The 13,343-nt window shown below is 59.1% G+C and carries 10 protein-coding genes; 5 read left to right on the top strand and 5 right to left on the bottom strand.

The window, feature by feature from the left end:
• Positions 1–27 precede the first annotated feature (27 nt).
• Positions 28–1,257, bottom strand: a complete 1,230-nt coding sequence (pepT, locus tag C1Y41_RS03125) for a peptidase T (RefSeq protein WP_039383887.1) — start codon at positions 1,255–1,257, stop codon at positions 28–30.
• A gap of 286 nt (positions 1,258–1,543) precedes the next feature.
• Between pepT and potA the strand changes: the two genes are divergently transcribed.
• Genes potA through potD form a run of 4 tightly spaced genes read left to right on the top strand, consistent with a single transcriptional unit; the run spans position 1,544 to position 5,324 of the window.
• Entirely contained in the window at positions 1,544–2,659 is a 1,116-nt protein-coding gene (gene potA / locus C1Y41_RS03120; RefSeq protein WP_039383885.1) for a spermidine/putrescine ABC transporter ATP-binding protein PotA, read from the top strand.
• A complete protein-coding gene (gene potB / locus C1Y41_RS03115; protein ID WP_199181684.1) occupies positions 2,652–3,503 on the top strand; it encodes a spermidine/putrescine ABC transporter permease PotB in 852 nt (283 codons plus the stop codon). The genes potA and potB overlap by 8 nt, the downstream gene beginning before the upstream one ends.
• Positions 3,500–4,273 carry a spermidine/putrescine ABC transporter permease PotC gene (gene potC, locus C1Y41_RS03110; protein WP_071668745.1) on the top strand — a complete coding sequence of 258 codons (774 nt, stop codon included), beginning with the start codon at positions 3,500–3,502 and terminating at the stop codon, positions 4,271–4,273. Before potB ends, potC begins: the two co-directional genes overlap by 4 nt.
• A gap of 10 nt (positions 4,274–4,283) precedes the next feature.
• Entirely contained in the window at positions 4,284–5,324 is a 1,041-nt protein-coding gene (potD, locus tag C1Y41_RS03105) for a spermidine/putrescine ABC transporter substrate-binding protein PotD (protein WP_071668744.1), read from the top strand.
• 32 nt (positions 5,325–5,356) lie between these two features.
• Here the strand turns inward: potD and cobB are convergent, their stop codons facing one another.
• The 4 genes from cobB to lolC form a co-directional block, all read right to left on the bottom strand.
• Positions 5,357–6,190 (bottom strand): Sir2 family NAD+-dependent deacetylase, encoded by an 834-nt coding sequence (gene cobB / locus C1Y41_RS03100; RefSeq protein WP_071668743.1) that lies wholly within the window; start codon positions 6,188–6,190, stop codon positions 5,357–5,359.
• 147 nt (positions 6,191–6,337) lie between these two features.
• Complete coding sequence (lolE, locus tag C1Y41_RS03095) at positions 6,338–7,582, bottom strand: lipoprotein-releasing ABC transporter permease subunit LolE (protein ID WP_039383878.1); 1,245 nt, start codon at positions 7,580–7,582, stop codon at positions 6,338–6,340.
• Positions 7,579–8,283: a lipoprotein-releasing ABC transporter ATP-binding protein LolD gene (lolD, locus tag C1Y41_RS03090; protein ID WP_039383877.1), complete on the bottom strand. Its 705-nt coding sequence runs from the start codon at positions 8,281–8,283 to the stop codon at positions 7,579–7,581. Before lolD ends, lolE begins: the two co-directional genes overlap by 4 nt.
• On the bottom strand, positions 8,276–9,475 hold the full coding sequence (lolC, locus tag C1Y41_RS03085; RefSeq protein WP_039383875.1) for a lipoprotein-releasing ABC transporter permease subunit LolC: 1,200 nt from the start codon (positions 9,473–9,475) through the stop codon (positions 8,276–8,278). The genes lolD and lolC overlap by 8 nt, the downstream gene beginning before the upstream one ends.
• A 378-nt stretch (positions 9,476–9,853) precedes the next feature.
• On the opposite strand from lolC, the gene mfd reads away from it, so the two are divergent.
• Positions 9,854–13,306: a transcription-repair coupling factor gene (mfd, locus tag C1Y41_RS03080; RefSeq protein ID WP_104084778.1), complete on the top strand. Its 3,453-nt coding sequence runs from the start codon at positions 9,854–9,856 to the stop codon at positions 13,304–13,306.
• Positions 13,307–13,343: the final 37 nt, after the last annotated feature.

Raw genomic sequence — 13,343 nt, 5'->3', positions numbered from 1 at the left:
CGCTTCCGGGAGAGGCGCTCTTCTGCGTTATGTCCGCTTCTCTGCCGCCAGCGCAGAGAGTCGCACAATCACTTCTGTCGCTTTTTGCATCACATTCAGTGAGGCAAACTCATGTTTGCCGTGGTAGTTATAGCCACCGGTAAAGATATTCGGACAGGGCAGCCCTTTCCACGACAGCGCGGAACCGTCAGTGCCGCCACGGATCGGCTTCACGTCAGGCTCAATGCCGCAGTCGCGCATCGCCTGCAGCGCCAGCTCAATAATATGCGGATGCGGCTCCACTTTTTCGCGCATATTGCGATAGCTGTCGCTGATCTCGACTTTAACCGAACATTCGCTCTGCAGCCCTTTGCCCACCCGCTGTCCGATGTTCTCCAGCAGCTGTTTGCGCTGTTCATAGCTGTCTGCATCAAAATCGCGGATCAGATACATCAGCTCAGCGTGCTCCACCGTGCCTTTGATAGAGTGCAGATGGAAAAAGCCTTCGTAGCCGTCGGTAAACTGCGGCTTCTCCTGAGCAGGCAGCTCGGCGTGGAAGCGCATCGCCAGATCCAGCGCATTCACCATGACATTCTTTGCGCTGCCGGGATGAACGTTATTCCCGGTGATATAGACCATCGCAGTTGCGGCGTTGAAGTTCTCAAACTCAAACTCGCCGAGACCGCTGCCATCCATGGTGTAAGCCCAGTCAGCCGCAAACCCTTCCACGTCGAAGTGCGACGTGCCGCGGCCGATCTCCTCATCCGGCGTAAAGGCAACCCGGATAGCGCCGTGCGGCACGTCACCCTTTGCCAGCTCCGCCATCGCCGTCATAATCTCCGCAATGCCCGCTTTATCATCCGCACCCAGCAGCGTTTTGCCGTCGGTCGTGATCAACGTATGTCCGGTCAGCTTATGCAGCACCGGGAACATCACCGGCGACAGCACTTCATCCCCGTTACCCAGCGCAATGTCGCCGCCGCGATAGTTCTCCACGATCTGCGGATTGACGTTTTTCGCCGTGTAGTCGGGCGAGGTATCCATATGAGAAATAAAGCCGATAACCGGCACTGGCCAGTCGACGTTGGCCGGCAGCGTACCCATTACGCAGCAGTGGTCGCTCAGCGATACATCGACAAAGCCCAGTGCAATCAGCTCTTCCTGCAGCTGACGCGCCAGGATCCACTGCCCCTCACTGCTCGGCACCTGCCGCGCCTGCGGTTTAGCCTGCGTCTCTATCGCTACGTAGCGCAGAAAGCGTTCCAGTAACTGTTCCATCCGTTATCCCCCTGTTTAAGCCGGTGTTATTATTGCGGCGGCAGCTGCCCGCCGTGTTGCGCGATATCACTCTTCTTTAGGTTAGCCTGCCTGCCATAGCGTGTACCAGGTAAATTATTGCCGGCTGGCCTGTCACGCACAGTTCAGTAGTTTGCCCTCTTTTCCAGGTAATTCAGCGGTAAATTATGGCATTAGATAAATTTTCAGGTATTATCCCGCCTTCACTACGGCTCGCTGTCGCCGGCAGCGAGCCGCTATCCTGATCCCTTCAGACTGAGTGACTAAAATGACGCAAACATGCGCACAACAGGCGCTGGTTACGCTTTCTGGCATCAGTAAAGCTTTCGATGGGAAAACCATCATCTCTGATTTCAACCTGCATATCGGACACGGAGAGTTTATTACTCTGCTGGGCCCGTCAGGCTGCGGGAAAACCACCATTCTGCGCCTGCTTGCCGGACTGGAAACCACCGACAGCGGCCGCATCACGCTGGATGGCAGCGATATTACCGATACGCCCGCCGAGCAGCGTCATATCAATACTGTGTTTCAGAGCTACGCGCTGTTTCCGCATATGTCCGTGTTTGAGAACGTCGCATTCGGTCTGCGCATGCAGAAGCGCCCCGCCGGTGAGATCGTTCAGCGCGTTAATGAAGCGCTGGCCATGGTGCAGCTGGAGAGTTTCGCCGACCGGCGCCCGCATCAGCTTTCAGGGGGACAGCAGCAGCGGGTCGCTATCGCCCGCGCCGTGGTTAACCAGCCAAAAGTCCTGCTGCTGGATGAGTCTCTCTCGGCGCTGGATTATAAGCTGCGTCGTCAGATGCAGAACGAGCTGAAAGCGCTGCAGCGCAAACTGGGCATCACCTTTGTTTTTGTCACCCACGATCAGGAAGAGGCGCTCTCTATGTCAGATCGTATCGTGGTGATGCGCGACGGTCGCATTGAGCAGGATGGCACGCCGCGTGAAATTTATGAAGAGCCGGGCAACCTGTTTGTGGCGCGTTTTATCGGTGAAATCAACGTCTTTGACGCCGAGGTGATCGCGTGCGACCGCGCGCCCACCATCCGCGCGCGCGTTGAAGGCATCGCCTGCGATCTGCACTGCCCGTTTCCGGTAGCGCCCGGTGATAAACTGCACGTGCTGCTGCGCCCGGAAGATCTGCGCGTTGAAGAGATTGCTCATGACAGCCGCAGCGAGTATCTGACCGGTTTTGTTCGCGACCGCAGCTATAAAGGCATGACCCTGGAGTCCTCGGTGGAGCTGGAGAACGGCAAGCTGCTGACGGTCAGTGAATTCTTCAACGAAGATGACCCCGATTTTGACCACTCGCTGAATCAAAAAATGGCCATCCGCTGGGTGCCGGACTGGGAGGTGGTACTGCCCTATGAAACTGATGCGTAATCGTCTGCAGAAAGCGATTGTTGCCCTGATTGTCAGCTGGCTGACGCTGTTTGTGCTGCTGCCCAATCTGATGATTATCGTCACCAGCTTTCTGACGCGCGATGATGCGCACTTTGTCAGCATGGTACTGACCTTTGATAACTACCGCCGCCTGCTCGACCCGCTCTATGCCAGCGTGCTGCTGCATTCACTGAATATGGCGTTTATCGCTACCCTGTGCTGTCTGCTGCTGGGCTATCCGTTTGCCTGGTGCCTGACCCGCCTCTCGCCGCGGCTGCGTCCGCTGATGCTGTTTTTGCTGATTGTCCCCTTCTGGACCAACTCGCTGATCCGCATCTATGGGCTGAAAATCTTTCTCAGCACCCGCGGCTGGCTGAACGACTTTCTGCTCTGGCTCGGCGTAACAGATAAGCCCTTTCGCATCATGTTCACCTCTGAAGCGGTGATTCTGGGGTTAATCTATATCCTGCTGCCGTTTATGGTACTGCCGCTTTACTCCAGCCTGGAGAAGCTTGACCGATCGTATCTTGAAGCGGCGCGCGATCTCGGTGCCAGTAAGCTGCAGACGTTTGTACGCATTATTCTGCCGCTGACTTTGCCCGGCATTGTCGCGGGCTCCCTGCTGGTATTTATCCCGGCGATGGGCATGTTTTACGTTGCCGACCTTATGGGCGGCGCCAGAAATCTGCTGATCGGAAATATTATCAAAAGCCAGTTCCTGAACATTCGCGACTGGCCCTCTGGCGCAGCCACCAGCGTGGTGATGACGCTGCTGATGGGCATTATGCTGCTGTTTTACTGGCGGGCGGCGCGGCTGCTGAATAACCGTATGGATCTCTCATGATGGCGCGTCTGCTACGCGGCGGCTTTATGGCCGCAATCTATGCCTGGTTCTATATTCCGATGATTATCCTGATCGTGAACTCCTTCAATGCCTCGCGCTTTGGCATTAACTGGCAGGGATTCAGCACGCGCTGGTATCAGCTGCTGCTGAACAACAACAGTCTGATTCAGGCAGCGCAGCACTCACTTATCATGGGTGTGATCTCCGCAACCTGCGCCACGCTGATTGGCGCGCTTACGGCTGTTGCGCTCTACCGTTACCGTTTTCGCGGTAAGCCCTTTGTCAGCGGGATGCTGTTTGTGGTGATGATGTCGCCGGATATTGTTATGGCGATCTCCCTGCTGGTGCTGTTTATGCTGCTGGGGATCTCGCTCGGCTTCTGGTCGCTGCTGTTTTCGCATATCACCTTCTGCCTGCCTTTTGTGGTGATCACCGTTTACTCGAGGCTGAAAGGGTTTGATGTGCGCATGCTGGAGGCGGCAAAAGATCTCGGTGCCAGTGAAGTGACGATTCTGCGTAAAATTCTGCTGCCGCTGGCGATGCCGGCCGTGGCAGCGGGCTGGCTGCTGAGTTTTACCCTCTCTATGGATGATGTGGTGGTCTCATCATTCGTTACCGGGCCGGGTTTCGAAATCCTGCCGCTGAAGATCTACTCCATGGTGAAAGTTGGTGTTTCACCCGAGGTGAACGCGCTGGCGACGATCCTGCTGCTGCTGTCGCTGCTGCTGGTGGCGATCAGTCAGCTACTGCTCCGTGATAAAACCCAATAGAGGATACCCCATGAAAAAACACGCTTGCTGGCTGATAGCGGGAGCGATGGCGCTGTGTATGCAGAGCGCGCAGGCTGACAATAAAACGCTCTACTTCTATAACTGGACAGAGTATGTGCCGCCGGGTCTGCTGGAGCAGTTTACCAAAGAGACCGGGATCAAAGTGATCTACTCCACCTATGAATCCAATGAGAGCATGTACGCCAAGCTGAAAACCTGGAAAGATGGCGCTTACGATCTGGTGGTGCCTTCGACCTATTTTGTCGCCAAAATGCGCAATGAGGGGATGCTGCAGAAGATCGATAAATCGCAGCTGAGCAACTTTAAAAATCTCGATCCCGACCTGCTCAACAAGCCGTTCGATCCCGATAACGACTACTCCATTCCCTATATCTGGGGCGCGACCGCTATCGGTGTCAACAGCGATGAGATCGATCCTAAAACGATCACCCGCTGGGCCGACCTCTGGAAGCCGGAATATAAGCAGAGTCTGCTGCTGACGGACGATGCGCGCGAAGTGTTCCAGGTGGCGCTGCGCAAGCTCGGTTATTCCGGCAACACGCAGGACCCGGCGCAGATCGCTGCCGCGTCAGAAGAGCTGAAAAAGCTGATGCCGAACGTGCTGGCGTTTAACTCCGATAATCCGGGCAACCCGTTTATGGAGGGCGAAGTCAACGTCGGTATGATCTGGAACGGCTCCGCTTACGTGGCGCGTCAGGCGGGCACGCCGCTGAGCATTGTCTGGCCGGAAGAAGGCGGCATTTTCTGGATGGATAACCTGGCGATCCCGGCCAATGCGAAAAACCGGGAGGGGGCGCTGAAGCTGATTAACTTCCTGCTGCGCCCCGATGTGGCAGCTCAGGTGGCGGAAACCATCGGTTACCCGACGCCAAATCTGGCGGCAAAAAAGCTGCTGCCTGCGGCCGTTGCGCAGGATCCGTCACTCTATCCGCCTGCTGACGTCATCAGAAAAGGCGAGTGGCAGAATGATGTCGGAGCCGCCAGCATACAGTATGAAACGCTGTTTCAGCAGCTGAAAGCGGGCCGCTGAAAGGCGTAACGGGCGCCGCACAGGCGCCCGGTTTAGTGCTCCAGGCTCTGCAGCAGGCGCTGCACAAACGCCGGTACCTCTTCGCTCGCCAGGCCATATTTTCCTTCGGCAAACTCATTGCCCACCTGACTTGGCTCCAGGTTCAGCTCAACCGTATGCGCGCCCTGCAGCGTGGCTTCATGTACAAATCCGGCGGCAGGATAGACATGGCCTGAGGTGCCGATGGCGATAAACAGATCCACCTGCTGCATCGCCTCATAGATCTCTTCCATGCCGAGCGGCATTTCGCCGAACCACACCACGTGCGGCCGCAGCCGCGCCGGAAACTGGCAGCAGGTGCAGCGATCGTCGGCGGTCACGTCGCGATGCCACGCCACCACCTGGCCACTCTCCTCACAGCGCACTTTCAGCAGTTCGCCATGCATATGCAGCACGCGCTGGCTGCCGGCACGCTCGTGCAGATTATCGATGTTCTGTGTGACCAGCAGAAAGTTATCGCCCAGCGCCTGTTCCAGCTCTGCCAGCGCCAGATGTGCGGCGTTAGGCTGGATCTCCGGCTGCTGCAGCTGCTGGCGGCGGATATTATAAAAGCGCTGCACCAGCGCCGGATCGCGGCGAAAGCCCTCCGGCGTAGCAACATCTTCAATACGATGTTCTTCCCACAGGCCGTCGGAGGCGCGAAAAGTACGAATGCCCGATTCAGCAGAGATGCCGGCACCGGTCAGTACCACCACGCGCGGCAGCGGATGCGCGGCGAGTTCAGCGCTGCGATCGCGCTCAAAGATGCGCTGGCGAAAGCGCTGATGCACTTTACGGCGGTTTTTCCGGTCGCGGGCGAGCCTCAGGCGGCGGCGCTGTATGCGCATAAAAACTCCTTGATCTGCGGCGCAGTACGCCGTGTTTCGGGTGTTGTAGTGGGCAATACTGTCCCGGTAATAGCGACTGCGTGGCGACACCACCGTACGCAGGCGCTGAAACCGGACGCAGCCGCCGGAGCGGCTGCGTCAGGGCGGTTACTGACCGCTCAGCACGCGGGCCGGATCGAGGCGGCTGGCGCGTCGCGCCGGGTACCAGCTGGCGATCAGGCTCAGCACGATAGCGGTTACCAGTACAATGACAACATCCAGCCAGTGCAGTTCCGACGGCAGAAAGTCGATAAAATAGATATCGCCTGCCAGCAGCGTATGCCCGGTCAGATGTTCGATGCCGCGCATCACCGGCGTCAGGTTCAGCGCCACCAGCACACCGGTGACAACGCCGCTGACGCTGCCCAGCAGGCCCGCCAGCAGCCCGTACCAGATAAAGATAGCGCGGATAAGCCCATCTTTCGCCCCCAGGGTACGCAGTACGGCAATGTCTGCGCTCTTATCTTTAACTGCCATCACCAGCGTGGAAACGATATTGAAACAGGCGACGCCAATCACCAGCACCATCGCCAGATACATAATGGCGCGGATCATCTGGATATCGCGATACATATAGCCGTAGGTGCCAATCCAGCTTTTGATATAAACATAGGCGTGGGCTACCTCACCGGCCGTGCGCACCAGCTTTTGCGCCTGAAACGGATCGCTCATCTTCAGTGCGATACCGCTGACGCTGTCGCCCAGGCCCAGATAGCGCTGCGCATCCGCCAGCGGAACCAGCGCCAGGCTGTGATCGAGCATGCCGCTCAGCTGAAGAATACCGCTGACCTGCAGCCGGATGCGCTTTGGCTGCTGCAGCTTATTATCCGCGCTGCTGTTAGGGATCATGATGGTGATCCAGCTGCCCTGCTTCACGTTCAGTGATTTGGCGATACCGCCGCCCAAAATAATCTGCTGCCTGCCGGCGGCAAACTGTGCCCAGGCGTCGCCGGCGACAAACTGCGGCAGTGCGCTGAGACGCGACTCCTGCTGCGGATCAACCCCTTTGACCTGCAGCGCCTGTAGCCTGGCGCCGCTCTCAATCAATCCGGTAAAATTAACGTAGGGGGCCGCCGCCGCGATGCCAGGCACCTGCTCCATCGGGGCGATCAGAGATTGCCAGTCGCGCAGCGGCCCTTCGACCGGCTCAATTTCACCATGCGGAACGACAGCCAGAATGCGGTTATTCAGCTCACGCTCAAAACCGTTCATGGCGCTGAGGCCGATGATCAGTACCGCCACGCCCAGCGCAATTCCCACGGTGGAGATCACTGAAATCAGCGATACCATGCCGCCGCGCCGCCGGCCCCGGCTGAAACGCAGCCCCAGCAACAGCGAGAGTGAAGAGGTCATGCCTCTGCTCCCAGCGTCAGGCGATCGCTCAGCTGTCCGTCACGCATCTCCATCTGCCGCGTCAGCCGTTTTGCCAGCTGCAGATCGTGAGTCACCACCAGAAACGCCGTGCCCTGACGCACGTTAAGCTCGCCCAGCAGTTCAAATATCGCGTCGGCGTTGCGCGCATCGAGATTGCCGGTGGGCTCATCCGCCATCACCAGACGTGGACGGTTAACCAGCGCCCGGGCAATCGCCACGCGCTGACGCTCGCCGCCTGAGAGCTCAGAAGGACGATGCGCGGCGCGCTTCTCCAGCCCGACCGCCGCCAGCATTTCGCGGGCGCGACTCTCAGCTTCCGCTTTGGCGGTTTTGCCAATCAGCAGCGGCATCGCCACGTTCTCCAGCGCGCTGAAGTCAGGCAGCAGGTGATGGAACTGATAGATAAAGCCCAGTTCGCGGTTGCGCAGCTCCGCTTTTGCGGCGGCGCTCATGCCATTAAGCGAGCGGCCATCAAACACCACGTCGCCCGAGGTCGGCGCATCCAGCCCGCCCAGCAGATGCAGGAGCGTACTTTTACCAGAGCCGGAGCTGCCGACAATCGCCGCCAGCTCGCCGGGCTGCAGGCTGAAAGCCACGTTGCGCAGCACGTCGGTCTGCACGCTGCCTTCCTGATAGCGTTTGCACAGGTCGCGACACTGCAACAAAGGGGTATTACTCATAACGTAAAGCCTCAGCGGGTTGAACGGCGGCAGCGCGCCAGGAGGGGTAAAGGGTTGAGAGCAGCGCAACCGTCATTGAAATCAGGGCGATCATCACCACCTGCCAGGGATTGATGTCCACCGGCAGCGCCGCGCCATCGAGAAACAGGCCGATGACCGGCATCAGCGTGTTCAGCTGGCTGGCAAGCAGCACGCCAAGCAGCGCACCCAGCAGCGCGCCAATAATACCGGCACTCGCGCCCTGCACCATAAAGACCGCGACAATCTGCCGCCGGGTTAAGCCCTGCGTCTGCAGAATCGCCACTTCGCCCTGCTTCTCCATAATCAGCAGACCCAGCGAGGTGATGATATTGAACGCCGCTACGGCGATAATCAGACTCAGCAGCAGCCCCATCATATTTTTTTCCATGCGTACGGCCTGGAAAAGATCGCCTTTGCGCTCGCGCCAGTCTTTCCACACCGTGCCCTGCGGCAGCGGCTGGGTACTCAGCGTATCCACGCTCAGCGGCTTTTCCAGCCAGAGCCGCCAGCCGGTGATGCTGCCTGCCGGATAGCGCATAACGCGCGATGCATCCTGCTGATTAACGAGGATCTGGTAACCATCTACCTCACTATTTGCCGCGTAAGTCCCGGCAACGGTAAAGATGCGCTGGCTGGGCAGGCGCCCGACCGGCGTAAACTGGCTGACCGAAGGCACCATCAGACGCAGCGCGTCGCCCCGCTTCACGCCGAGCTGTGCGGCGAGCTGCTCACCGAGGATCACATTATATTTGCCCGCCTGCAGCACCTGCTGCTGCGTGTTAACCAGGTAAGGCGTGAGCGGATCGGGTTCGTCCGGATTAACCCCCAGCATCACGCCGACCGAGACGTTGTGCGCACTCTGCAGCACCACATCGGCCGTGGTCAGGGGAGCAACGCGCGTGACGCCCTGCAGCTTCAGGCTGTCAGCCGGCAGCTGCTGCGGATCGATACTGCCTTTGTCACTGGTAATGAGCGCCTGCGGCATCAGCCCCAGGATATTCCCCTCCAGCTCACGCTCAAAGCCGTTCATCACCGACAGCACGGTCACCAGCGCCATTACGCCCAGGGTAATACCGATAGTTGAGAGCCAGGAGACGAAGCGACCGAAGCGGTCTGAAGCCCGTCCACGCATGTAGCGTAAACCGATAAATAGCGCAACTGGTTGATACATGAGTTCCGTTCTGGCCATTGCCTGATAATAAGGTAGAGGGATGATAATGGAGCCGCCTGCTTTATGAAACCTCTAACCCACTGAGTGATGAGCGAAGTTGCATCAAAATGCGTCCCTGCCGCGCCACAGGAGAGATTTCTTTCGCCGCAACGGTTCTGCCCCGCCGTGCGGCCGGATAAAAGCTGTACGAACGGTTGCCGCTGGCGGCGCGCGCATACCATCACTGGCATATCGGGACTATTATATCTGTCAGGCTGATAGCGCGGAGTCGCTGTCGCTCCCTTCCGGCCTGCCTGCGGGCACAATGGAGAGATGATCATCAGGGCAGTTTATGGAATGATGACGCCCTGAAATACAAGGAGAGCACGTCGAGACCCTATGTCGGAACAGCATCGTTATACCCTGCCTGCCAAAGCAGGAGACCATCGTCAGCTCGGCCAGCTGGTCGGCGCCGCGCAGGCGGTTGAGTGCGCCAGTATCACCGAACGCCATCAGGGTCCGGTGTTGATGATCACCCCGGATATGCAGTCCGCGCTGCGGCTGCAGGAGGAGATCCGTCAGTTTACCGACCTGCCGGTGATTAATCTGCCGGACTGGGAAACGCTGCCCTACGACAGCTTTTCGCCCCATCAGGATATTATTTCAGCGCGCCTCTCTACGCTTTACCAGCTGCCGATGCTGGCTCGCGGCATGCTGATTCTGCCGGTCAATACGCTGATGCAGCGCGTCTGCCCGCACAGCTTCCTGCACGGGCACGCGCTGGTGATGCAGCAGGGACAAAAACTGTCCCGCGACGCGCTGCGCGATCAGCTGGAACAGGCGGGTTACCGCCACGTCGATCAGGTGATGGAGCATGGCGAATATGCCACGCGCGGTGCCCTGCTCGATCTCTTCCCGATGGGCAGCGACCAGCCCTATCGCATCGACTTTTTTGATGATGAAATTGACAGCCTGCGCCTGTTCGACGTCGACAGCCAGCGCACGCTGGAGTCAGTGGATGCGATTAATCTCCTGCCGGCGCACGAATTTCCTACGGACAAAGCGGCGATTGAGCTGTTTCGCACCCGCTGGCGCGAGATTTTCGACGTGCGCCGCGAGCCGGAGCATATCTATCAGCAGGTCAGTAAAGGCACGCTGCCCTCCGGCATCGAATACTGGCAGCCGCTGTTTTTTGAGCAGCCGCTGCCCACGCTGTTCAGCTACCTGCCCGCCAGCACGCTGGTGCTGAACAGCGGCGATCTGGCTGGCAGCGCGGAGCGCTTCTGGCAGGATGCGCACGCCCGCTTTGAAAACCGGCGCATCGACCCGATGCGCCCGCTGCTGGAGCCGGCCACGCTCTGGCTGCGGCCCGATGCGCTGCTCAGCGAACTGAAAGCCTGGCCGCGCATGCAGCTCACGGCAGAAACGCTGCCGGAAAAAGCCGCCAATACCAACCTGGCCTATGAACCGCTGCCGGAACTGACCGTGCAGGCCCAGGCGAAAGCACCACTCGACCTGCTGCGCCAGTTTCTGGAGCAGTTCAGCGGCCAGGTTATTTTCTCGGTAGAGAGCGAAGGCCGCCGGGAAAGCCTGCAGGAGCTGCTGGCGCGCATTAAGCTACGCCCTCAGCCGGTTGAACACTTCAGCGAAGCAGCGGCTCAGCCTTACAGCCTGATGATTGGCGCCAGCGAGCGTGGCTTTATCGATACGCTGCGCAATCGCGCGCTGATCTGTGAAAGCGATTTGCTGGGCGAGCGCGTCAGCCGTCGCCGGCAGGATAATCGCCGCACCATCAATCCGGACGTGCTGATCCGCAACCTGGCGGAGCTACATCCCGGGCAGCCGGTGGTGCATCTGGAGCACGGCGTCGGACGCTATATCGGACTCACCACCCTTGAGGCCGGCGGGATTGTGGCGGAGTACCTGATGCTCTCCTACGCCGGCGACGCCAAGCTTTATGTGCCGGTCTCCTCACTGCATCTGATCAGCCGCTACGCCGGCGGCGCCGATGACAATGCGCCGCTGCACAAGCTGGGCAGCGACGCCTGGTCACGCGCGCGGCAGAAAGCGGCGGAAAAGGTACGTGACGTGGCGGCGGAACTGCTGGATATCTACGCCCAGCGTGCTGCGAAGAGCGGCTACGCCTTTAAGCACGATCGCGAACAGTACCGGCTGTTCTGCGAGGGCTTCCCGTTTGAAACCACCCCGGATCAGGCGCAGGCGATTAACGCCGTGCTGAGTGATATGTGCCAGCCGCTGGCCATGGATCGCCTGGTGTGTGGCGACGTGGGCTTTGGTAAAACGGAAGTGGCAATGCGCGCGGCGTTTCTGGCCGTAGAGAACACTAAGCAGGTGGCGGTACTGGTTCCCACCACCCTGCTGGCGCAGCAGCACTATGACAACTTCCGCGATCGCTTTGCCAACTGGCCGGTGCGTATCGAGATGCTGTCACGCTTCCGCAGCGCGAAAGAGCAGGCACAGGTGCTGGAGCAGGCGAGCGAAGGCAAAATCGATATTCTGATCGGCACGCACAAACTGCTGATGAGCGATCTCAAATGGCGCGACCTCGGGCTGCTGATTGTGGATGAAGAGCACCGCTTTGGCGTGCGGCACAAAGAGCGCATCAAGGCGATGCGCGCCGACGTCGATATCCTGACGCTGACCGCTACGCCTATTCCGCGTACGCTGAATATGGCGATGAGCGGCATGCGCGATCTGTCGATTATCGCCACGCCGCCTGCCCGTCGCCTGGCGGTGAAAACCTTTGTGCGCGAATATGACAGCCTGGTGGTGCGCGAAGCGATTCTGCGCGAGGTGCTGCGCGGTGGTCAGGTTTACTACCTCTATAACGACGTGGAAAACATTGAGAAAGCGGCGCAGCGGCTGGCGGATCTGGTGCCGGAAGCGCGTATCGCGATTGGTCACGGCCAGATGCGCGAGCGCGATCTGGAGCGGGTAATGAACGATTTCCATCATCAGCGTTTTAATGTACTGGTCTGTACCACCATCATTGAAACCGGTATCGATGTACCCAGCGCCAACACCATCATCATTGAACGTGCCGATCACTTTGGTCTGGCGCAGCTGCACCAGCTGCGCGGGCGCGTTGGCCGCTCGCACCATCAGGCCTACGCCTGGCTGCTGACACCGCACCCGAAAGCGATGACCACCGATGCCCAGAAGCGGCTGGAGGCGATCGCCTCGCTGGAAGATTTAGGCGCCGGCTTTGCGCTGGCGACGCACGATCTTGAAATCCGCGGCGCCGGTGAGCTGCTGGGCGAGGATCAGAGCGGTCAGATGGAGAGCATCGGCTTTACGCTCTATATGGAGCTGCTGGAAAATGCGGTGGATGCTCTGAAAGCGGGACGCGAGCCGTCGCTGGAAGATCTCACCAGCAATCAGACCGAGATTGAACTGCGGATGCCGGCGCTGCTGCCCGACGATTTCATTCCCGATGTCAGCACCCGTCTTTCACTCTATAAGCGGGTTGCCAGCGCCGCCGACGAGCAGGATCTGGCTGAACTGCGGGTAGAGATGATTGACCGCTTTGGCAAACTGCCTGACGCCGCGCGCAATCTGCTGGATATCGCCGCGCTGCGCCTGGCCGCGCGCGAGCTGGGCGTGCGCAAAATTGAAGCCAGTGACAAAGGCGGCTTCTTTGAGTTTGCCCCGCAGAACCAGATCGATCCCGGCTGGCTGATTAGCCTGCTGCAGAAAGATCCGGCACAGTGGAAGCTGGATGGCCCGACGCGGCTGCGCTTCACGCGCGATCTGGCTGAACGCAAGCTGCGCATGGAGTGGGTTCAGGAGTTTATCACCGAACTGGCAAAGCACCGGCTGCCGGCGGGCTGATGCAAAAGAAAAAAGCGCCTTACGGCGCTTTTTTATC

The organism is Pantoea sp. ICBG 1758, assembly GCF_002928325.1.
In the GTDB taxonomy this organism is placed as follows: domain Bacteria; phylum Pseudomonadota; class Gammaproteobacteria; order Enterobacterales; family Enterobacteriaceae; genus Pantoea; species Pantoea eucrina.
The sequence above is the reverse complement of the archived record's forward strand: the minus strand, read 5'-3'. Positions and strand labels throughout refer to the sequence as shown.

What these genes read in the sequence shown, in the direction of transcription:
- pepT (WP_039383887.1), bottom strand. Translation starts at nt 1,257, where the DNA reads ATGGAACAGTTACTGGAACGCTTTCTGCGCTACGTAGCGATAGAGACG.
- potA (WP_039383885.1), top strand. Translation starts at nt 1,544, where the DNA reads ATGACGCAAACATGCGCACAACAGGCGCTGGTTACGCTTTCTGGCATC.
- potB (WP_199181684.1), top strand. Translation starts at nt 2,652, where the DNA reads ATGCGTAATCGTCTGCAGAAAGCGATTGTTGCCCTGATTGTCAGCTGG.
- potC (WP_071668745.1), top strand. Translation starts at nt 3,500, where the DNA reads ATGATGGCGCGTCTGCTACGCGGCGGCTTTATGGCCGCAATCTATGCC.
- potD (WP_071668744.1), top strand. Translation starts at nt 4,284, where the DNA reads ATGAAAAAACACGCTTGCTGGCTGATAGCGGGAGCGATGGCGCTGTGT.
- cobB (WP_071668743.1), bottom strand. Translation starts at nt 6,190, where the DNA reads ATGCGCATACAGCGCCGCCGCCTGAGGCTCGCCCGCGACCGGAAAAAC.
- lolE (WP_039383878.1), bottom strand. Translation starts at nt 7,582, where the DNA reads ATGACCTCTTCACTCTCGCTGTTGCTGGGGCTGCGTTTCAGCCGGGGC.
- lolD (WP_039383877.1), bottom strand. Translation starts at nt 8,283, where the DNA reads ATGAGTAATACCCCTTTGTTGCAGTGTCGCGACCTGTGCAAACGCTAT.
- lolC (WP_039383875.1), bottom strand. Translation starts at nt 9,475, where the DNA reads ATGTATCAACCAGTTGCGCTATTTATCGGTTTACGCTACATGCGTGGA.
- mfd (WP_104084778.1), top strand. Translation starts at nt 9,854, where the DNA reads ATGTCGGAACAGCATCGTTATACCCTGCCTGCCAAAGCAGGAGACCAT.